This is a genomic window from Natrialbaceae archaeon AArc-T1-2, from assembly GCF_030273315.1.
Lineage (GTDB): Archaea > Halobacteriota > Halobacteria > Halobacteriales > Natrialbaceae > Tc-Br11-E2g1.
Window position 1 is genome coordinate 1 of sequence record NZ_CP127176.1, and the last position, 21,439, is coordinate 21,439.

Sequence of the window (21,439 nt, forward strand, 5' to 3'; positions counted from 1 at the left end):
AATAAATTGTTTTAGAAGACATTCTTCTATCCCTGTTTAAATATACAGGGAGTAATGAAAGTCATGTTCTCATATGAAATTTGAGTACAAATGATGCAACGCACTTTGAAACTCCGGAATGGATACTAAGATCGGACTATCCGGACTAATCCCATCGATCTGGATACTGATGGTCGCCTCAATATTCGATAGAGGTCCTCAGCGGGCCAGCTTTGATCTCAAAACCGCTCTGGCCGAGGGATATGGACAGCCAGACAGCTGTAGCTTCCTATTCAGAAATATCCTCTTCGTCGAGTTCTTCATTCACAAAGTCGATCAGTTTCTGCAGTCGGTCGTTGAACTCATCCTCAAACTCAGTGTGGAGTGCGTCATCGTACATCCGAAGAGTTCGTCCCAACCCAATCGCAGCGAGCCAGTCTCGGAACTGATCGCTGTTCATGTCGTCGACGGACATACTCAGTGAATCCGTGTTCGATCCAGCTGCCCAGAGATGAAGGAGATCGAGATCATTGACCACCGCAAGACGAGCGAAATCCGCAAACGCGGCACTTATCTCTCGGGATAACTGCGTATAGGAAACAGAATCACGATCAAGTTCTCGCTCTCCGTTCAGTAGTTCATTGACGTATGAGAGCGATCGCAGTGACAGGAATCCATCCCTATCGACTGCCATCGGTGGATTGCTCTCCGACTCTGCAATCTCAGACAGTGCCTGTCCACAGGATCCGCAGTAATGGTGGACCGCCTTGACCTGGCCTCCGCAATTCGGGCAGTACGGCATACTGTGAGGTACGAGTCATAGATACTGAGACTTTGCTGGTGCGGGTAGTGTCGTATAGGAGCGAGAAGCATGGTCTGCAGAAGATTGAAGCTCGGCGGCGGTGGGTGGAAGACTATATCTGAATCACGAACGAAGTCGTGATGTCGGTATAGATGCCCTTCATCGCCCAATCGTCTGTCGAAGAGGGAAGCACTACAGTTCTTCCAGAAGAAGTGGAGGACGGTACTGACGTTGTCTGCCCAGCCTGTGGAGGTTTGATGCGACCTCGGGGACCATTTGATGATGGACGCGCCCGCCATTTCTACCACGTCACCTCTGGCTCAGGCCCCTCGACGGTCAATTGCTCCGGAGGAGAGTCGGATCCTCACCGGAAAATGAAATCCCTCGCAGTATCGGCCCTTCGACAACGGTTTGATCAATACATTCGCTGTGAGCCCGAGGGCACAGTGGAGATCCCAAACACACCGACGCTTGCTAATTCCCGCCGTGCTGATGCCCTCGTTGAGTTTGCCTCTGATAACGCAAACGACTACCTAGGACGTGGGTTGATCGTTGAGGTACAATACGCACACGAAGACAAGGACCTCGCCGCGGTCACACACGATTATCTTTCAGCTGGATATAGTGTCTACTGGGCGAGTCCTGACGATTTTACCAATGATCGATTCCGGATTAAGGAGATGGTCATCGCATTTGATCAACGAGCCGAGAACGCCTTTGCAGCATCGTGGGCAGCCCCTCCAGATATTGATCCTCCTGAAGAGTATTTAGAGCGGTTCATAAATTCTGAACCCCTCACATACGACGACCCGAATCCAGGCTGTAACCACACCTGGGAATACGGTGGGAGTGATCTCCACGACCGGAACTTCTGCAAGCACTGTCGACTTGAGCGCTGGAAAGACACTGTTGTAGATGCCCACATTTACGATGAATCAACGATCAAGACGAATACTGATCTTGCCGATAGTGCTGCTCAAGCGGCGTTTGAACAGCGAAAAAAGAGGGAGAAGAACCATCAACACGTCTGGGAACCGCGAGGCAAGAATCGCTATCGGTGCCGATGTGGCGCCCGTCTCAAAGAGCACAATGGAGAGGAAATCATCTCAAATGATCCCTTCGAGGACTTCACTGAGATGACGACCACAGATCCACGGTACTGCGACCACATTTGGGAACGCGAAGATGGATGTATGCGCTGTATTTCTTGCGGCCTCGAGGATCCGTTTTGATCGGTATTCCTATTAGCCCGGTTCTTTGCCGATGTTCTCATCGATGTCTGGTCGCCTCTCGTTTGCGCCTACTCGTTATGTAATGGGTCAAACGAAGACGGTGATCACGGTTCCAAAACCTCCAGCTTTGCTTGCACTGACCTACTGGCTGGGGGAGATTACTTGTTTATCCAGATATTCTGTGGAGATATGCCCTTTCGCGGTCGTCTTGATGGTCACCCTGTCGTCCCCGCCATCGTCGACGATGGAGAAGCCGTCACGTGTCCTGTGTGCGGTGACACTATGTATCCGCGATCGGCGCCGGGGAAGGCTCGACACTTCTACCACGTATCGGATGCCGCTGGCCAGCGGTGCTCGAGCGGCGGCGAGTCAGAGGCACACGCGCGAGCGGTCGCACGCGTTGAGGTCGCCCTTCACCAGCAGTTCGGAGAAAGCGCCCGCATCGAGACAGAGGTAGACGTCGACGTGTCCGAGGTACCGACACCTGTGACCGAACGCCGGACCGACGCACTCGCGACGTTTATCGATTGGAATCCCTATTTTGGGGAGGGACTCGCCGTTGAGGTGCAGCACAGCCACGAGGACAAGGATGTCCAGCAGGTGACGCATGACTACTTGGCTGCAGGTTACTCAGTCGTCTGGATACGCGCAGCAACTGTCCTTCTCGATACGTTCGACTACGACACGATTGGTGCCGAGTTCGAGCGTGACGACGGCTCTGGATATTCTCAGCGGACGAGCAAAGCACACCAATATACGAACTGCCAATCGCTCCTATACAGCGGAGAACACGCGTGGGAGCGAGTGCCGCCCTATGCTCACCCCCGTGGACAGGACGACCTAATCACGTACGATATCTGTGCCGGCCAGGGTTGTGAGTTGCGCCGGGTCCACAAACCCGACGGCAGTTACACCTTCACCGAGAGCGACGAGTACGGTCCGGACTTCCCCCTGAAAGCGCTCAAGAATGCGATTGTACGTGAATACGACCATGAACCGTTCTGGAAATGGGCAGGAAGCCAGTACCATTCCGCACAGGTGGAGAAGCTACTTGCTACACGACCTGAGATAGACCGCTGCTGGGGTCCGAAGGGGTTTCACGAATGGGGGCGTCGAGAAACGCTCTGGACAAATCACTCCGACCAGCCACTCATCGAACTCCATGAGTGTATGTACTGCCCCGTTCAGTTAGTGACGAATCACCGAGGGCGTTCAGGGCACAGTACCTTCTGTCTCTACGGTCGGGAACCGGACATCGACTGGGACGACGTGTACTTCCAGGCCAGCCCTCCCGAGTGTGATCATTATCTCTACGACGAGGATGCGATCGAAGATTACTGCCCTAAGTGTGGTGCGACGATGGAGACTCCCGATACAACGCTCCGCGACCACACGAGCTGGATTCCTCCGTAAGCGGAGAACCAGTCATTCATCCAAGTTCGGCTCGCCTGCTCGTACACTTACGGATTCAGCGAATCGACTTTGTGGAGTGCTTCTGTCGCCACGTCACCGAGTTCGCCAGCCTCGATATGCGAGTATCGCTCCCGAACCATCTCCTCTGAATTGTCGAGATATCGGGCCGCCACCGTGTATCCGAAGGCCCGGACGAGGACCTCTCCCATTCCCCGTCGGCCGCCGTGCGGTGCGAGATAATCGTGTTTCGGATGGTCGATATCGATCTCCGCGGCCTCCGAGAGACGTTGAAGAATCGACCGGGCGCCGTCCGTCGTGATCGAGGGCGGCCGGATGTCTTCATTGAGAGCCAGCAACAGGTCACGGGCGTACTCATTACGTCGTTTTTCGACCGCGCCAGACCGCATTCCTTGGTTGGCTAGTTCGTTCTGCACGAGCGTCGCGAGCGTCCGCTGGTCGAACGTCGGAAACACGGACCAGCGCTCCGTTGGTGGATCCATGAGCTGACGATAGCTCCGAAGCGGAGTGATCACCGGATCGGGGAGACTCGCAGCGTCCCACTGCTGTTTCTTCCGATAGACATCCATACTTCCGTCCTCAAGCGAGATCTCCTCCCACCGGACCCCGCGGCGGCGCGGGTCGTTCGGGTCTCGAAGGAGTTCACCGACGCGGACGGCGGTGTACGCAAGGACGAACACGAAGGCGCGGTCACGGGCCGCCTTCAGCGCCTCGTAGCGCGCTCGCTGCTTATCAAGGGGATCAGTATCCTCCGGGAGGGTCGTGTAAGTCTCGATAGCGTCGCGGGCTCGCTCGTTGACGTGCCGGGTGAGGACGTGGCGCTGCTCGGACGTCCAGGCCTGCTGGTCGCCGGGCTTGCGGCCATCGTCCTCCGGCAGCGGCGCCATCGCACTCGCCCGCTGGGCGTAGTGCGCTTCGAGATACCCCTCGTCGACACACCAACCACACCACGCAGAGAGATAGCGGTAATAGGTTTGTACGGTATTCTGCTTGAGTCCCCGATCGCCGGCGAGATGCCGGGCATATTCCCGGAAGACGCGTTCGTCGAGGTCCTCGAAGGTCGGCTCGCGGTCGACATCGTCAGGGACGATCCCAGTCCAGTCGTCGTCGCCGCGGTCACCGGCGGCCCACTCGGCGAACCGCTCGAGCTCGCGTGCAGCGTTGCGTCGATAGTTCCCGCCGTCGCCTCCACGGCCCTTCCCCTTGTCCTGGAGATACCGCTCGAAGGAACTCTCGAGTGACTGATCGGTGCGTTCTCGGGGTGTCATGGTTCCTCGTTCGCGTACTGGTAGGTCGGACGGACGTCCTTGAGGAGCGCTTCGACGATGTCCCAGAGGATCAGGGAGGGAGTCTCGCGTTCGAACGTGATCCCCCAGCGGTCCCCCGTATTGGCGACTGAGTACTGGAAGTGCGTCCGTCCGAGATCGGGGTGGTCCTCGTCCTGGTGCCAGCCAGCGTGAAAGCCTGTGTTCGGGTCGGTGTAGTTGATACGGAACCAATCGTGTGGCTCCTGTCGATACCACTTGACGGTCAGTTCCGGCGAATCAGGGCCCGTTGGGGGATCCAGACGGGCCGGATCGAAAGTCGCCCGCAGCTGCTTTGCCTCAATATCGTCTGGAACGTACTCGACGGCCGTGATCTGTGGCACGCGGTCAAGGACGTCTCGCTTTAGCTGGGCGTAGAGGTTCGCGTTCGGATCACCACCAGGATGCGGGACCGACATCCGTTAGCTGCTGGCCTCAGCAGGCTCTGTCGTCGGAGCGAGGAAGTCCCACTCGCGGATGGCGAAGCCGACAATCTGGATACGCCGTTGAAGGTGCTCCCACTCGCGGGCAATCTCACGGCGACGGTCTTCCTCGTCACCGTCAAGGGACTCGTTAGCGAGCGTCCCACGAAGCTGATTTGGTGATTCAACGCCGAATTCATCCTCCCAGTCGCGAATCTGCGTCTTCATATTGGCGAGCCGGTCCGTAAGCTCCTCGACAGTGTGTCCGCTATCTCGGAGGCGCATCGCCTCCTGCATCGCTTGGCGGCGGTAATCAGGATAATACGTTGTGTGAGTACCGCTTTCGTCACGGTGGAGGATGCCGTCGTCGACGAGTCGCTCGAGGACGCGCTTCGTTGGTTCGTGTGACCAGCCCGCTTCGGAGGCGATCCAGTTGGCCGTCTGTGGCTCCGACAGTTGCCGAGCAACCATCCGCACGCGGTCTTCACCCGTGGTCTGGCGTTCGATCAGGCCCTCGGAGTTCGATTTATCTTCGGTCATACAACATCGTTCGGGCTTTGTCTTAATATAGGTTGAGGTCATTAGTTCTATATCGAATCGACTTCTTCGCCATCGCCCCGATCTCAGCTGAGGGTAGCCAGAGCAAACTCGGTGCCCGGTCTTGGCGGCTCTACCCCGGGGGAAGCGCCGTTGTGAGGCGGTTGCAGCATTCGTGCTTCACCGACGGCGTCGGGGTACTTCAAAGTGGTCGTGATTACGAGAATAATCAGGACCATTTGATGTAATCGGCCTATCCCCTTGATTCGGGGGTTTGGAGCCTTCTAGCGGTGAATTCCTGCACTAATGAAAGCTATATATTGCATGTCGCTATACAAAATCTCGGAACTCATTCTGCGCGAGGTCACCCGTCACCGAGTTCCGAAAGGCGGGCCTGAATTTCCTCAGCATCCGCATCAGAGAGTGCCTCAGCACCGAACTGAACGAGTAGCGGGTAGAAGTGGCGGTTCTTCTTGAATTCGTCCTGGTCTGCCTTTCGGAGCTTTAGCTGGGACTCGAGGTAGGTATCCTCCATTTCGTCGAGGACACCGTCGGGGATGTAGATCGTCCGCCCGTTCCACTCGTCCTTGATGTTCGTCTTCGTTTTGCTCGTTTCGTTCGTTTTACTCGTTGAAGTCGCTTCGTTCGTTTCAGTCGATGAACTGGTTTCCACCGGTTCACTCACCTCACTCGTTTCGCCGGAATCGGCCTCATCGTCCTCTCCTTCATAGTTGCCCTCGATGCCGGAAGCATCGCCCCAGCCGTCGGTCATGCTTCCACCTCCTCAGGCGCGGTCTTCTCGAACGCCTCGTCGAACAGGTCGGCGATCTCGTTGAACAGGTCGCGTGCATCCTCGACGCGCTGGTTCTCCTTACCGAAGCCGAAGACGGACACCCCTTCGCCAATCGACTGGGAGAGGTCGGTCCGTTTCCGGATCTCGAACACTGGGAGGGAGTACGCCGACTTGATCTCCTCGATGGTGCCGCGGTGTTCGGCGTTCTGCTCGACACGGTTACAGACAATCGCGAGCCGATTGATGTCTCCGTACGCCTGTTCGAGGGAGCTCAGCTGCTTTGCGAAAATCTGGAGGCTGTTAGCGTTGAGCTTCTCTGGAATGACGGGGATGACGACGTTGCCGGTCGCGACGAGGGCGTTATCGGTGAGGACGTTCAGAGATGGCGGCGTGTCGACGATGATGTAGTCGTAGTCCCTATTGAGTTCGTCAAGAACCATCTCCAGTCGTTCTCGACTCTTCGGCGCTTCAAGCAACGTCTGGATGTTCTTGTTGTTCGCGAGCTTCTCGCTCGCGGGGAGGATGTCGAATTCCTCGTGTTCGACGATGATGTCATTCACCGACTCCATTTGGTCGAAGTCGAGAACGTCGAACAGCGTTGTGCGGTCGGTATCGTAGTACAGATCGTTGTAGCCAAGCGAGCAGGTGAGCCCCCCGTGGTAGTCGATATCGACCAGGAGGACGTCGTGACCTCGGGCGGCGAGTGCGCCGCCAGTATGAATGACGTCGGTTGTTTTCCCCGCGCCTCCCTTCTGATTCGCCACCGTGATTCGTGCGGTATTGGTGTCGGTCATTTTCTTCGTTTCTCTCGTTATGTTCGTTCTGTTCGTTTTGGTCGTTTAGTTCGGTGCGTTCGGTGAGGTTATTTCACTCGGTGAGAGGATTACTACGATGTTAAAACCAACTGTTCGTTTCGGTCGTTGAAGTGAGTTCACTCGTTTCAATCACTTTCTTCGTTTTGCTCGTTTTGTTCGTTTCCGATACTGAGCGATCATAGACAAACCAGTTTGTCTTGAGAGTTCAGTTCATTACCCTCATTCAGCTCATTCTCTTCGTTCCATTCGTTTCTATCGTTTCTATCGTTTCGGCAAAGGTGGTCGTCACCTTCTGTGGGGATTACGAAGCTGGATAGGATAGTCAGTTGAGAAGGTTTCTACAGGTGCTCACAAAGCCGACTTCTCAGAGGGATTAAAGCGATCGGACGGACAGACGTTTCTCGAACTCTTGGTCAGTCTTCTCTCGAATTTCTTGGCGTACTTCATCTTGATCGGATTCAATCCCGAACTCGTCCTCGAACGAATCGAATCCAAGCGTCGACAGAATATCCAGCAGGATCTCGATTCGTCGATCCTGCAGAGTCTCATAAGTCCAGAAGGAATTGAAATACGCCACTACATCGGCGTCCACATTCGAAACATCACCGCCATCGTGCTTCTCACGGAGTTTGTCGAGGGGTTCGCGATCGACGTTGCCATATTCGGCCGTGAAATACCGATTGGGGTAGATACTCGCGAAACCGTCGATCTCGGAGTAGTACTGCGTCATCTTCTCGGCGAGTGGCCGGTTGCTCGCTCCGATATTATCGGTATCACGGAGCAGGAGGAAGTTCCCGATATCGTCGATGAAACCCTGCGTGATGAACTCCAAGATGTTGTCTTTCAGTCGCTCCTCCTCTTCATCGAGATCCGAGCGCTGTACCAGTTCGATATAGCGCTCGATCTCTGACGCGATCTCGATATCCGGCTCCGAATCGAGTTTGAAAAACTCGCGAAGCCACGTAGGGTCTTCTGGGTCGCTGACGGGAGTCTGGGGTAGGACGTGTTCGAGATGGATGTTCCCCATATTCAGGTCTCGCTCGACGGCATGACTACCGTCGTCGAAGTGATCCTGGGCGATCTTCCCGAAGAGCAGTCGCGCCGTTGCAGTACTCCAGGACTGAGTCTGAACGACCGTATCGATGAACCGATCGCCAAACAGCGTTGGCGTAGAGGAACGCATCTCGGTGATGAGGTACTCTCGAGAAGCCTCGTACACACTGTCTGGAGTGGCGTCGGCGGTTGGTGCGAGGTTGAACTCCTCGACAGCCTCGATGAAGACCTCGCGGAAAATACTCGGTCGTTCAGAAATGAGGAGGCGTCGCAGGTTGAGTTTCTCGATGGTCTCTAATACGCGGTAGAACTGTGCTGCTTCCCGTTCCGATTCAGGATTGGTGTGATAGTAGAGCGCCAGGACGAATGGCCGCCACTGGTCCATCTGTTGGTTATTGAGGCGAACAAGGATTTCCCGGCACTGCTCTCGGTGACTGGCTAAGTCAAGGTCCTCAGCGGCGAGCTCCGTGGTTGTGATATCTTGATAGTAGTCGACGAGGTCGTGCGCGTAGTCGAGGAAGGCCTTCGCTTCATCGAGATTCCGGAGGCGCGGGACGACATCCGAGTCGATGTTCCGAGTGTCAAAGGCGTTGGTCAGTTCGGCGCTCGCGTCACCAATCCTGTCGATGCCATCGTCGACGATACTCAGATAGATCGAGAGGTAGTCGTCGATAGCGTCACCATCAGTTGCAAACGCCACAACGAGGTCTTCCCACTTATCGACGTACTCGTCTTTCACGTCGGTATCGAAGAAGGCGTTCACGACCGCGGCCCTAATACGGTCGATCTTCGTCAGATCGACGCCACGGTCATTCAAAATCTCGAAGATCTGCATCCGGAAGTCCGATTCCGCCTCTCGAATCAGGTACTCCCCGACATGGTAGGAGTTGTAGACGTAATTGAGGATATTCACAAGCGCACGCACTGTCTCGTCCGGCGTCTCGGCGTCGGCGACGACATCGCTGATCTTCTCGTTGTAGAACTCGTAAGCGTTCAACAACCGCCGATGTGATCGATATAGTTTGAAGAACGCCCCCAATGAGAGAGAGTTCGTATCTAAGTCCGCGAGTTCATCGTCCGTGGTACCGAACCGGTCCAGACATTCCGAGACTTGCACTGCGTCGCTGTTGTTCCCGTGAATGCTGAAGTCGGCCTCATTCTTGAGGTAGTCCACCTGGGCGGACGGCCCCATCATGAGGGCTTTGAAAAATTTAGCGTCGTGTTTGTTCAGCGTGAGCCGGGGCTCACGTTTGCCGAACGACTCCTCGACATAGAGGATATCGGTGATTCGCCCGATCCCGTAGTCCCGGAACTCCGCCAGGGTATTGTCCTCGATAGAATCCGGATCGATGTCCTCGAGGTGCTCCATAAGGACGCGCAACAGCAGGTGTGTCGTCGTTAGCCGCTGTTGGCCGTCGATGACCTCGTACACCTGTTTGTCGTCGTTGACCGCGAAGTACATCGAGCTGAAGAACACGTCAGACACCTCGCGTCGGTCAGCGACCAGGTCGGCATTAACGAACTGATCGATGTCCGACCAATACTGTTCGTGGTGGATATTCTTCCACGAGTACAGTCGCTGGTACTCTGGTACGTTGAACTTCTGATCGGTGAGAACCTCCCCCAGAGTCCGTTTCTCCATCTCGAAGTTCTCGGCCGTAATCGGCCGAACTACTTTCCCATCACCGACATTCCGGGTATCGAGATCTCTGCCATCGTAGTCGATGTATTTATCATACAAATCGTCAGCTTCGTCCGACATTATTGACTACTGTTTATAGTCCTTCCATTTACCGTTGTGGGCGGGTTTTCGGGGCGAGTGAGGTCAACCCAGAAGGTTGGCGAGTTCGTGGAGATTCTCTTTGAGATTACGCTCGAACTCGGTAGAGACGGTAATGAACTCGCCGTCGTCGCTGTGTTCCTTGTACTTTCCCAACGATAGAGCGAGCTCCCCACTCGGAGTTGCAACGAGCTTGAAAATAACTGAAGTGCTCTGCAATCCGGTTTCGAGCCACGCCTTTTCGATATCTGCCCATTCGCCAGCGGAGGTATCTGCTGAATCAACCTCGTAAGCCAAGCTGTGAACCTTACCCCGATTCCGAGAGTGTCCAATCTGAACCGGAGCGAGAACGTGTTCAGTACCGCGGATCTGCTTCCCGAGCTGAAGCATCGTCCGCCCGTCAGGCGTCTCGGTGAGTTTGAACCACTTCTGGTACGGGTCATACGAGGCACTCAACCACCAGAATCCGAGGTCGTTCCAGTCCGATTGGCCTCCCTGATCGAACTTCCCGTACTCCCATGCTCGACGAAGACCCTCGCTGTGTTCAGCTAGATATTCTCGTGGGAGGACGACGTCTATCGAGGGATTGGCTGGCTTTGGTTGTCGTAGCCAGTGGATGACGCCGTGATACCCGTCGCTGAAGTCGTGTTGGACCGCGTGAGGCCAGGTCGGAAGAATGCCAGAGAGATCGACGTTGAATCCGGAGAAGTCCGCTTCTCCCAACCAGAGGACGCTGTACTCTGCAGCGAGATACTCAGCGGTTACATTGTCGACATCCTTATCCTCGTGTTTGTGCTGTACTTCGACGCCGATGCCACGGCCCTCAGGGAACCGAGGCTGTGGAAACTCGACGAGAATATCCGCACGCCGGTCACCCAACTGCTGTTCTAGTCCTATTGTGGCGTCAGGATACTCGGTCGTGAGCTTCGAATACGCGATCGACTTCATCCGCAAATGGAGTGGAGATTCACCGCCACAGTCAGTCTCCTCTTCAGCAGCGTGGTAGAAATGCCGTGCGACGAACGACCCCTTCCGGCGATGGGAATCGCGAATTTTCAATTGATCGCCGCACTTCGGGCACTCGAGGAGATGCCCTTTCTGTACCTGATTCGGAATGACCTCGGTATCGTCGTAGAAGGCCAAGAACGGCATTTGAATTCTATATTTCTAGTGGTCACCGATATTGGTTGATGAGGTCGCGAATGTCGTCAGAGTCTACATAGAGGCCTTGGAGCCGGGTGGTTCTGTCCGCTTCTTTCAGTAGCATGTCTCCGTCTCCACCAAGCTCCTCTGCTCCACCTTCGTCGATTAGAATTCGAGAGTCAGACTGCTTTGGAAGCCGGAAAGCTACCCGAGTGTCCAGATTAGCACGGAGGTCCGTGTCGATAGCTTCGTGTGAAGGTCGCTGGGTAGAGATGACGAGATGGATACCCTGTGCCCGTGCAATTTGGGCGATGCGGCGCACGTTGTCCTCGGTGTCGTCAGCGTCTTCTCCAAGTTGCTGGAGGAGGTCGCTGTATTCGTCGATGATGACGACGATCGGCTTCATCTGGTCATCTGGGTTCTGCTCATTGTACTCTCCGATGTCACGGCAGACGCTTTTCCGCAGCAGTTGTTTTCTATGTGGGATTTCGTCCTCGACGAGCCACTCGAACAGATCGGCAGCATCTTCGGCGTCAGTGATCACTTCGCCGTTAGAAAGGTTCGGCAGAGCATCGAAGAAGATGAAGTCAGTCTCCTTCGGATCAACTAAGGCGAACTCGACGTTGTCTTCGCCTTTCTGATCCATGAAGTTCATAATCAAGGAGTACAGGAACACGGTCTTCCCGCTGCCTGTTGCTCCGCCAACCAACATGTGTGGTGCTTCAGAGAGGTCAGAACGGTAGACATCGCCGTCTGGTGTAACGCCTGCTAGGAAGGGTAGTGAGGATGTCTCGATCTCGTCGGACGGCTTGTACCGGTCTCTGTAGTCGCGTTGAGGTACCACGACGTTGTTCTCCCGAGGAACGTCCAGAGCTACGTACTCTGTTCCAGGCAGTCGCTGGACGATCGGTTCTTTCTCGAACGCCATTTCCCGGGCGATGTCCTCTGTCCGTTGCTCCAAGGAACTCTGTTTCTCGCCTGGTGCCAGACGGATCTTGAAGCGTACCACGTTTGGTCCGACATCGATATCGTCGGGATCGATGTTTCGGATGTTGATCTTGAACTCGTTTAGAACCCGTTTCAGGGTTTCTACCAGGTTGGTGTATTCTTCGGGATCGCCGAACCGGTCAGCAGATTCAGTGTTGATGTCTGTCTTTTCGTCGTCACTGACGGTGTCTTCCTCTTCCCCACCGGTTTCCTCCTCGTCGACTTCGTCCGTTTCCTCTTCGACATCCTGTTCTGGCCGTTGGTCTTCCCGGTCTTCAATGCCGCTGACAATCAGCCGCTTGATTGACTGTCGGGGAAGCTTGTCGACCCTGATGGACTGGGCGTTCGGAGTTACGCCGTCAATTCGTTCGTCCGAAGTGGCTTCGCTGGTGACTTCGACCGATACGATCCTCGGGTTGATCTCGATTTGGGCATCCCCGTTGAATACGTCGTTAATCCGGTCTGCCCACTCCTGCTTACCCTCCATCCCTTCTGCGGAGGTCAATTCGTAGTACAGTTGTTCGCGGAGAGCCTCTTTCCGGGGCGACGTGGTGAGATTTTTGTCGCCGGTGAACAGGCCGCGGATTGTGTCTGTCGTCTCGAATACTTGGTCGACGGCGTTTCCCTCCACGACCTTGGTGCCATCTTCGTCTTTGACGGTGTAGGCGCCGCTAGTTTCTTCCAGAGTCTTGATTTCGATGATGTCGAGGATAAGGCCGCCGTCATCATCGAACTGGACAGTAAGGATGTCGGCCCGGCTTTCGATGTCTCCCAGATTCAGCCATTCCCGGGTACGTGGGTTGTCGATGGAGAAGATTAGCTTGGGGTCGGCCAGCGTCTGCTGCAGCCACTGGACGGCGATAATCGAGCCAAGCAGGCCCTTTGTGTTTCTGGATTTTCCGCTGCCGAGGGTTTCCCGGGTGATGAGACGGAGAAGGCCGCTTTGTTGCAGGTCAGCGATTCTCTCCGCGATATCCTCTAAGTCGGTGTCGTCAGGCGCAAGACGGTATTCGGTGATGATGCGGCGGAGGACTCGTCGGAAGTAGTCGATATCCTCTGAGTACGTGGCGAAGTCGCGTTCGCCGCGTCGTTCTCTGGAAATCAGGTTGTCCTTCCAGAACGGGTTGCCGTTCATCGGCGGTGAGGAGATGGAGACCCAGATCGCGGAGTCGAGGAGTTCGTCGATAGTCTCCTTTTCGACGTTGAGTTCGTTGACCTCGGCGTTGTGGATGGCCTGCCGCTGATTATACAGCTGGTTGATCAGGTCCTGGTACTCGGAAAAGAGGACTCCTTCCTTCGACGGCGAGATATTGATTTTGTCCTCAAGCAGGTCGTAGTCGAACTCTTTCGGGACGTACAGCGGGTGGATTGTGGTCTCAGTATCACGCTCGAAGGTCTGGATGCTGAAGTCGCTCTGGTCGTTAATCAGAATGAAGTGCTGTGGGTCGCCTTTCAGGTCCTCGGCGTATGAGTCGTAGCTGGGATGTTCGGTTGTAACGATCTCGAACTCCCCGGAGTCGTTGTCCGGACCGAACAGGTTAGTGATATCCTCGGAGACGCTTGGTGAGGCAGTACCGTTGAGGACAGGTTTCTCTTCGTCCTCGATGAAGGCGAACTCCACTGTTGCGCCTTGGATTTCTTCTTTCTCCGCTAAGTCAGCGATATCAGAGAGGAGGTCCACAGGATCTAGGGGATCGATGACGCAGATCTTGAGGTGGCGTCGGGACGGTGGGTATGCTGACGTGAACTTGTCGAGGACGTAGTCGTAGAACTTGGAGTTCGTGCCTTCTGCAGCATTCTCGATTCGGGTGTAGACTGGTAGCCTGTCGAGTTCCGCGGATTGTACGAGATAGGTCTCATCTGCCAGTCTGTAGTTCCCGCCGACGTGGATGCTGCGGAGGACGTGTGGCTGTTCTTCGACGCTGTTGATGAGGAAGTTGCGTTCTTCCTCGGTCAGCGACTCTTTTTCGTCCTTCATCTCCCGCGCCAGTTCGGAGTACTTCCAGAGGTGGAGCGGGTGGAGTGGGGAAAGGACGAGTTCTCTATCGTCTTCGTATTCGAGAATGACGGTGTCGAATAGGAGGAAGTCGGAGAGAAGTTTGGAAGAGCCTTCGGAGCTAACGTCCTGAATCTCCCGGTACTTCTTGTCCAGTTTGTCCTGAACCTCACGGTATGCCTCTATGTAGTTTTCTGCGGATTCGAGCAAGTCTTCGTCTCCGAGAAGCCGGATGAGTGGAGCGGATAGTAGTCCTGGTAGGGCATCGACGAGTTCGCTGCGAGCGGTTACGTATCGGTCGATAGATGCAACTAAGTCCTCGAATTTGCCGCTGTTCTCAGCCACTCTACGGAGTTTTTCGAAGCTGCTGTCTTCGCCTCGTGGCAGGAACTTCCCGGTTCTCAGGGCCTGGAAGTTCTTGATCGCGCTCTGCCTGTCCTCTGGGTTGTGGATGATACCACCGAAGGAGTCCTCGGTGACGAAGTGCTCAATGAAGTAGTAGAGGTCGTCGTTGACGTCGAAGGCCAACTGCTCATCCCCGGTGAACTCCATGTCGACCCGGTTTTCTTCTTCCTCTACGGCTTCTCGGTATTGGTCATCGAACTCTTCTGAAAGCCGTTCCAGTTCTTCGTCGTTGTCGTCGAAGACTGCTTCCACGCTAGCGGATTCGACGTCTCTCCGGGTGCTGGTGGTTGAACGTCGCTGGCTGGACTGGCCGGAGGTGGAGAATATCTCGTTGACCTCGTTGTACGTCAGGTCGGCAAGGATCTCCGAGTCACCGGTTCGTTCGAACCGTCGAAGCTTGGCTACGGAGTGTTCCCGTTCTTCCCTTTCGCTGTCGTCGACTTTGGTGACGCTGTTAGTGAGGCGGCGTCGATCCCTATTCGACATATGGGAGACCCGCAGCACGAGGTCCAGGTTGTCGGAAAGCCTGTCAGGGATTTCGTCGGGGTTGTTAAGCCCGGGATCGTTGAACAGCCGCAGTCTGTAGAGTTCGGTTCCAAGGGCGTCGAGTGAAGCTTGTTCTGATCCTTTGAGCGTCGAGGTTGCGTAGTCAGCAACTGCAGGGATTTCGAACCTGTCGTAGAGGTCGGAGCCAAGGGTTTCCCAGATAGCTTGGGCTGGGGGACTGTCGGCAAACTGTTTCTGGGCCTGCATCTGGTCGGTGATTTCTCGCGTGATTTCTGCCAGAGGCAAGTCGACCATACCCTCGAAATCTTTCATCGAATTCAGGCGGGCGTGATCTCCCCGAACCAGGATCACCAGTTTCTCTGGTTCAATGCGTCCGTCCCATTCGAATCCGGTGTCGGTGCCATTCCGCCAGTTGACGGCGACACTAACTTTGTCTGTGAGTCTGACGGAGGAGTCCTCTGTCCGTGACTGGAGATCGTCAATGTCTGCTTCATCGATGCTGACCATAGCGAGGCCGACATCGTACCGTGCGTTACTGCAGAGAATATCGACGAACTCCTCAGCGTCGAACCAGGGTGGCGATTCGATTATTACACCGATGTTTTCCTCGGTCAGCTGGTCGATTGTCTCGTTAGCGATTGCTTTGCCGATCAGATCCTCGTTGCTCTCGTATGAGCTGTCTTGTGTCTGTGTGGTTTCGCTCATATTTCCTCCTCGGGGACAGAGACGATGGTAACGCCGTCCGCGTATTCCTCGGCATATCCAAGACTTGATACTGCTTCTTTGAAGCCCTCGTAGTTCTGGTTGTTCAGCGGATCACTTTCGGATGCGCTGGCACCGAGGCGGATGTCCCACTCCGTCAGGTGGCTACGATCCTGTTCAGTTCCGCCCACGATGATCCCGTACCGTTCCCGGAGTTCTTCTGAGAGATCTTGGAGAGACATGCTCGTGCCTGGTTCGATTACGGAGAGTAGGATGGGTTCCAGCATCTCAGGGTCGGGCCGATACCTACGTTTGTTCGCCCGGTTCCCTCGTGGTTTAAGGATCCCGGCACGCCAGGCGAAGGTCTGGGCTGTGGACTGCGGTGTGTACGTGTCGAACCGATTCGAGAAGTCGTGGATGACGTTGCTGACAGCATCCACTAGCCTATGAAAGGTGGTATTCTTCTTGGGGTCTCGTGAGGCTCGGAATACCTGCTCGAATTTTTCGTAGTCCTGCTCAATCTTGTCCTCCTTATTCCGGTTCAGTTCCAGGAAATTATGGTTCTCGATCTCTCGGAGGACGTCTTCCTCGCTGTAGTCTTTGTAGCCCTGCAGGTCAAGGACGTGCTTGACGCCAAGCCGGGTGGCTAACTGGATCTCCGACCCGACGACGCGGAATGATTCGAGGCTGGCGTCGGCTACCGGGTTGTTCCTGGTCCCGGTGTAGTTCAGCACGATTGGGACAGGTTCGTCTTTACCCCCGTCATCCCGAATCTCATTGTGCCGGTTGGCCATGAAGACGTAGAGCAGGAACCCGCCGAATTTGATGGTGCGGCGAAGGTCACGAGCGTAGTTCAGGTCGTAGTCGCTGTTGGAGTCCTTCAGGTGCTTCGACAGGGTTTCGAAGCCTTCGACGAACTCATCCGCAATCTTCCCGTCCCCGAATGCGTCTCCGAGGACAGGTTCTTCCCAGGGTGAGACCGTGACGTTGCCTTTCTCTCCGTCTTTGGCGAGTGGCCGGAAAAGGAGAGAGATAGCGTCGTGGTGATCCTGAAGTTGGTCGGTCAGCTTCTGATTGATGTCGCTGTCAGATCTGTCCAGTACTGTGTAGATGAACTGGGATGGTGTTACACCGATTCGGCGGTAGGCGACGAACCAGTTGCTCATAGAAGTCATTGCAGAGTGTTGTGGACTACTTGCGTAGAGGGCGTTGTCGTTGTCCAAGACCTTCCGCATCCTGTTCCGAAGATTGTCCATTTGTTCGTCACTGAGATCGCGGGAAGACTCGAACAGGCCGTGGTATTTCTCGTCCAAGTCGCTGGAGGGGGTTTTCCCGGGTTTCTCGACAAATTTGAACAGGTCCTCCGACTGGTGAGTGGATCCCAGGACGTTACTGAAGACGACCTGAGAGAGATGCACCGGTTTTAGGGAGGCGGAGGTTGCTTTGAATCCGAATGCGGCTTCCGATGCATCAGAGTTTACATCGTTGAGTCTCATTGGCATCGGTGTTCACCTCCGCTCCATCTGGTACCGATCATCGTTGACTGACAGGATCTCGAGTTCGCCGGTTTCCGTGTCCATAATGTGGATGGTGCCGTAGTCCTCATCGTGGCTTTCCCTGTATTCGATTTCCTCCATAAACTCTAGCAACTGCTGTTCTTCCTCCCTGCCACGTAGAATGTAAGGAATATTGCCTTCCAAAGCACCGAGTGTCTCGGATAGATCTGGATCGATCCGGAGTCTGACTGATGAGTCTCGGCCTTCGTATTCGAGGACGTGGTGGTCGTGATTGTAGTCCATTGCATCGCTGATTTCGGGATGGAGCTGCGGGACTCGGCGATTCAACTCGCGTTTAGGGATTTCTGTCCGGGAAATAAGGGATAGGGAGCTTTTAGATCGATAGTTGTGGGAGAGCCAGACTCGGAGATCGGAACCTTTGGAAGAATCCGGCATGAAATAGCTGTTAATCATCTCTATGACGTCCTCTTTCACGCTTTCGTCCGAACGGTCCCTGTTCCGCTGGTTATGGAAGGAGTAGTTGGTCTCGTGATAGAGGTCGCGAGCGTCGTAGTCGTTGATGGCTACGTCCTCAAAGTAGAACTGACGTTTCTTCTCGATGAATCGCTGGTCGACTTCTTCTTCTGAGTCGTCTTCGTCTCTTCGTGAAACCTCTTCTTCAGCGTCTGCCCAGAGTTTGCTGTCGATGAATGGATGGGTGAGATCGCGGGGATGGAAGTATTCGTTCAGGAGGGTGAAGATCTGCCCACTGCCACTGAACGCGAGGTTGTAGTATTTCAGATCTTCGTCAAAGTCGGTGACGCTCTCTTCTTTGGCTCCGGTGATACAATAGGCGAGAAAGTTCAGGAGGTCACGGACGGTGACGTGGGCGTCCAGATGACCGACGGACTGTAGGAGTCGGATGATATTTTCTCGGACACGATCATTCCTCATCTTGTCCATGTTATAGGCGATGTGTCCGTGGATGTCGTCGCCGTTGTTCTCTTTCAGGAACTTGTTCGAGGTCAAGTTCTCGATGGCCTGGCCGATGACCTTGCGCGTGAGGATGTTCCTGTTATTGAGGTCGATGACGACGATAGAGTCGAAGTCAGCGTTGTCGGCTTGTCCTTCGCCGTAGATGATCTGATTCTGGAACTGGCTTCGAACGTTTTCCAAGAAGGGATAGTCGTCGGCGTGCTGGGTGGTCATCTCGTAAAGAGGGCCGTCGTTGATAGCGAGGATACCAGGTCGGCCGTCGTCAAGGGCGTCTTTCCATTTGTCGAGTAGGACAGTGTAGTCGTCGTACTCGGAGGCATCAGAGAGATAGAAATAGTTCGGCTCCGGGTACTCGGGCTTCATCTGCAGGATGTACTGTGTTTTCCCGTCTCCAGGGTTCCCGGTGAGAACGACCTGCTTCCCGTCTTTCAGTGCGTCTTGTAGGTATTCCTCACCGTCCAAGCGGGTTGTTATATGTATCTCTCTGCGTTGCTCGTCGGTGAGCTGTTCAGCGAACCCTCCCTGTGCCAGCTGTGAAAGGAATCGTAGATTCAGTGTCGATGCTTCAATTCCCATATTTATCGTTGGTGTTGGTGACCGAATGTTCCCGCCATGTTAACTGTTGCTTATAATGAACTCACTGAGACTGGCTTGTCGTTTGTCGAAATCGATCTCGCTGCTCAATTTGAATTCTTGCTTGTCAAATCCCCTAATATTCTCCAAGACATCTTGTTTCTGAACTCTCATGCTTGCCCACCGATCGATCCAGTACTGGTAGATTGACTCCTGTTCTTTCTGTGGGTCGTCGAACTCCCAGTAGTATTCTGGGTTGTCGTCGATTCCAAGCAGGTAGTCTTGGGAGTTCTCCGCCAGATCGATTCCGTACACAATCCGCCTGGACTCGTGTTTCAATAGGTCAGTCTCTAAACCGCAGTTCGTCAGACCGCGCCGGATTTTCCGGATTCGAGGAGAGACACCTTCTCCGAACCGACCTCTGACGACCTTGCGACCCTCCTCTAACTGTGTGACTTGGCTAAGCCGTTTCCGTGTCTCGGGGCCGAACTGGATTGAACCGTAGCCTTCAGTGTACCCGATCTGGTTGTATTCGATTTGTCCGTTTTTGTTTGGAACCCGGATACGGTCGTACTGGGCACTTCCGATCTCGAACAGGCCGGTGGTGTCGAGGAAAACCAGTTCGTTCGGTTTACTCACTGCTTCGCCTTTCATCGAACTGGCGATTTCGCTCTGATAGTCGCCGTACTTGTCTTGGTACATGTTAATGACCTTGGGACCGGTCAACGCCATCGCCACGAGTTTCCCACCGAGGATACGGTTGTAGGGAGGGATAGCGCCGCAAACCATAATGTTCATCATGCCGGCCCCGACCCTCTCCTTCTTGATCTCCTTCAGGGCGGTTTTGATGGCTCGCCGTCCAGAGTCGTTGTTCAAACCGGTTCTGATGAACTCGACATCGTCTTCGTCGCTGTGTTCTTGGAAGTATTTCCGGTCACGGAGAAGTTTTTGAAGCGCCCGAGCCCGTTTTTTCCGGAACAGGGCTGTCTCACTTTTTCTCTCCCAGTCTTCCATCTTCTCAGGGTTCTCGTCCTCGCCTCCTTCGATCGTCTGTTCAGCTTCCTCTTCTATCTCCTCGAGTATCTCGAGAACTCGTTCATCCGGGTTGACGAAGCTTTCATCGGAGAGTTCTAGATGTTCCTCGGCGAAGTCGTCATACCGGATGTTGGATATCGCGTTCTCGATGGAGTTCTCCAGAGCCTCTCGTATATCAGAGCAAAACTCGTTGATCCGCTCTTCATACTCTTCCTCAGTTTCTAGCCATTCCGTGTTGGTGACTGACCGAGTCTTCTTGTCAGGCGTCTGCTTCTCCTCTGGTAGTTGTTCCTCGTATTCATGGACCCGTTTCTTCCGCTGCAGTTTATTTTCGACTGCGTCGATCGTCCAGCCGATGTGGTTATCCCTGACTGACAAGTTCATCATAGGGCTTGCTATCGTCGCAATCCCCATCACTGGATCTTTCGGCTTAGCTCCATTTCTAATAAGGAAATTGATGTTTCTTCCGGGGACCGTATTGTATGGTGTCAACCAAGTATAGCGGAAGTACCGCCAGATATCCATCAAATCCAACTCGGTGTGTTCGCACTTCTTCCCTCTCTCTACTTTCTGTATGTAGGGTTGAACAACACTTTCTAGATCTTCGGCTATTGTATCTTGACTCTGATCCTGAAGTGGGGCTAAGTCCTGGTAGAGTTCTTTCCCACCAGTTATTAGTTCAAGGACGCTTCGCCCGCCATTGGTGTTTCGACGGGTGTCACGCTCCATTTTCCGAACGAACTCACGGACGCTTTCCTCTCTGAATTGCGCCCGTCGTTCCTTTTGGAGGATAGTTCTCTCTTGTTCTTTGAATTGCTCTGGGTCGTCCTTGTAGCGATCCGGGTCTGGACGAACGACGTGTAATTCGGAGTTTTTTCGGATGTCATAGTTGATCTCAATGAGGTCCAGAAGAACTTCTAACGCTGCGAGATATCGAATCTGGCCTTCAGTTATCCCATCCTCAATTTCGCTCTCAATATAGCGAATCTCGTCTTTGATGGCAACCTCCCGGTCGAGATCTTCCTGAAATTCGATCAGTTCATCAGTGAGAGCCTCAAATCGCCGTTGGTACTGGCCTGGGAGATCGGGCGAAAAATCCACTTCTCGTTCAGAATTCGCACCCATAGTAATTTGGTTAACGTAGCAAATCGTTGTCTGCTGCAATTCAAAAGAGTATCGACTCGACTCAGGTCAGACCCCTAGACGGTCTAGCAAAACGAGCCATAATTATTTGATATATAATATGTGCGCATTTATTCAATAGGTTTAAATTATGTGTCGCTCAGGATTGATAACATATGAGTAAGGGAACTATCAGGAATAGAATTGGCGGCCTTCAGATCACCCGTGAGTAAACTTTCTATCCCTTTCGGGCTTGATCCAGGGGGTACAAAAACTCCGATCGAAGAGGCACAACGGAAAACAGACTACTATCGATGCCCAGAATGTGG

At 54.3% G+C, this 21,439-nt stretch carries 14 protein-coding genes; 2 read left to right on the forward strand and 12 right to left on the reverse strand.

Translation table 11 applies throughout. The features are described from left to right. Positions 1–268: 268 nt before the first annotated feature. A complete protein-coding gene (locus QQ977_RS16890) occupies positions 269–781 on the reverse strand; it encodes a zinc ribbon domain-containing protein (protein ID WP_285929004.1) in 513 nt (170 codons plus the stop codon). Positions 782–1,227: 446 nt separating this feature from the next. Between QQ977_RS16890 and QQ977_RS16895 the strand changes: the two genes are divergently transcribed. Then, complete coding sequence (locus QQ977_RS16895; RefSeq protein WP_285929006.1) at positions 1,228–2,013, forward strand: hypothetical protein; 786 nt, start codon at positions 1,228–1,230, stop codon at positions 2,011–2,013. Positions 2,014–2,202: 189 nt separating this feature from the next. Next, positions 2,203–3,426: a hypothetical protein gene (locus tag QQ977_RS16900; protein ID WP_285929007.1), complete on the forward strand. Its 1,224-nt coding sequence runs from the start codon at positions 2,203–2,205 to the stop codon at positions 3,424–3,426. Positions 3,427–3,473: 47 nt separating this feature from the next. Here the strand turns inward: QQ977_RS16900 and QQ977_RS16905 are convergent, their stop codons facing one another. From QQ977_RS16905 to QQ977_RS16955, 11 genes are all read right to left on the reverse strand, one after another. After that, positions 3,474–4,712, reverse strand: coding sequence for a phage integrase SAM-like domain-containing protein (locus QQ977_RS16905; protein WP_285929008.1), 1,239 nt, complete (start codon positions 4,710–4,712; stop codon positions 3,474–3,476). Next, entirely contained in the window at positions 4,709–5,167 is a 459-nt protein-coding gene (locus tag QQ977_RS16910) for a hypothetical protein (RefSeq protein WP_285929009.1), read from the reverse strand. The genes QQ977_RS16905 and QQ977_RS16910 overlap by 4 nt, the downstream gene beginning before the upstream one ends. A gap of 3 nt (positions 5,168–5,170) precedes the next feature. Continuing rightward, a complete protein-coding gene (locus QQ977_RS16915) occupies positions 5,171–5,752 on the reverse strand; it encodes a DUF7342 family protein (RefSeq protein WP_285929010.1) in 582 nt (193 codons plus the stop codon). A 319-nt stretch (positions 5,753–6,071) separates the two neighbouring features. Continuing rightward, positions 6,072–6,479, reverse strand: coding sequence for a hypothetical protein (locus QQ977_RS16920; protein WP_285929011.1), 408 nt, complete (start codon positions 6,477–6,479; stop codon positions 6,072–6,074). Beyond that, positions 6,476–7,294, reverse strand: coding sequence for a ParA family protein (locus QQ977_RS16925; protein ID WP_285929014.1), 819 nt, complete (start codon positions 7,292–7,294; stop codon positions 6,476–6,478). Before QQ977_RS16925 ends, QQ977_RS16920 begins: the two co-directional genes overlap by 4 nt. A gap of 394 nt (positions 7,295–7,688) precedes the next feature. After that, complete coding sequence (locus tag QQ977_RS16930; RefSeq protein ID WP_285929015.1) at positions 7,689–10,130, reverse strand: DUF262 domain-containing protein; 2,442 nt, start codon at positions 10,128–10,130, stop codon at positions 7,689–7,691. Positions 10,131–10,193: 63 nt separating this feature from the next. Next, the gene (locus QQ977_RS16935; RefSeq protein WP_285929017.1) at positions 10,194–11,300 is read right to left on the reverse strand and encodes a hypothetical protein; all 1,107 of its coding nucleotides are present in this window, start codon (positions 11,298–11,300) and stop codon (positions 10,194–10,196) included. A gap of 22 nt (positions 11,301–11,322) precedes the next feature. Then, a complete protein-coding gene (locus QQ977_RS16940) occupies positions 11,323–15,891 on the reverse strand; it encodes a DNA translocase FtsK (RefSeq protein ID WP_285929018.1) in 4,569 nt (1,522 codons plus the stop codon). Then, complete coding sequence (locus QQ977_RS16945; protein WP_285929019.1) at positions 15,888–17,384, reverse strand: hypothetical protein; 1,497 nt, start codon at positions 17,382–17,384, stop codon at positions 15,888–15,890. The genes QQ977_RS16940 and QQ977_RS16945 overlap by 4 nt, the downstream gene beginning before the upstream one ends. Before the next feature lie 12 nt (positions 17,385–17,396). After that, complete coding sequence (locus QQ977_RS16950) at positions 17,397–18,956, reverse strand: hypothetical protein (protein WP_285929020.1); 1,560 nt, start codon at positions 18,954–18,956, stop codon at positions 17,397–17,399. Positions 18,957–18,995: 39 nt separating this feature from the next. Then, positions 18,996–21,113, reverse strand: a complete 2,118-nt coding sequence (locus QQ977_RS16955; protein WP_285929021.1) for a Druantia anti-phage system protein DruA — start codon at positions 21,111–21,113, stop codon at positions 18,996–18,998. Between the last annotated feature and the right edge of the window lie 326 nt (positions 21,114–21,439).

Bases quoted from the DNA above. Each gene is read 5' to 3' on its own strand.
- QQ977_RS16955 (WP_285929021.1), bottom strand. From the start codon at position 21,113: ATGGGTGCGAATTCTGAACGAGAAGTGGATTTTTCGCCCGATCTCCCA.
- QQ977_RS16920 (WP_285929011.1), bottom strand. From the start codon at position 6,479: ATGACCGACGGCTGGGGCGATGCTTCCGGCATCGAGGGCAACTATGAA.
- QQ977_RS16925 (WP_285929014.1), bottom strand. From the start codon at position 7,294: ATGACCGACACCAATACCGCACGAATCACGGTGGCGAATCAGAAGGGA.
- QQ977_RS16890 (WP_285929004.1), bottom strand. From the start codon at position 781: ATGCCGTACTGCCCGAATTGCGGAGGCCAGGTCAAGGCGGTCCACCAT.
- QQ977_RS16935 (WP_285929017.1), bottom strand. From the start codon at position 11,300: ATGCCGTTCTTGGCCTTCTACGACGATACCGAGGTCATTCCGAATCAG.
- QQ977_RS16945 (WP_285929019.1), bottom strand. From the start codon at position 17,384: ATGAGACTCAACGATGTAAACTCTGATGCATCGGAAGCCGCATTCGGA.
- QQ977_RS16905 (WP_285929008.1), bottom strand. From the start codon at position 4,712: ATGACACCCCGAGAACGCACCGATCAGTCACTCGAGAGTTCCTTCGAG.
- QQ977_RS16950 (WP_285929020.1), bottom strand. From the start codon at position 18,956: ATGGGAATTGAAGCATCGACACTGAATCTACGATTCCTTTCACAGCTG.
- QQ977_RS16915 (WP_285929010.1), bottom strand. From the start codon at position 5,752: ATGACCTCAACCTATATTAAGACAAAGCCCGAACGATGTTGTATGACC.
- QQ977_RS16930 (WP_285929015.1), bottom strand. From the start codon at position 10,130: ATGTCGGACGAAGCTGACGATTTGTATGATAAATACATCGACTACGAT.
- QQ977_RS16940 (WP_285929018.1), bottom strand. From the start codon at position 15,891: ATGAGCGAAACCACACAGACACAAGACAGCTCATACGAGAGCAACGAG.
- QQ977_RS16900 (WP_285929007.1), top strand. From the start codon at position 2,203: ATGCCCTTTCGCGGTCGTCTTGATGGTCACCCTGTCGTCCCCGCCATC.
- QQ977_RS16910 (WP_285929009.1), bottom strand. From the start codon at position 5,167: ATGTCGGTCCCGCATCCTGGTGGTGATCCGAACGCGAACCTCTACGCC.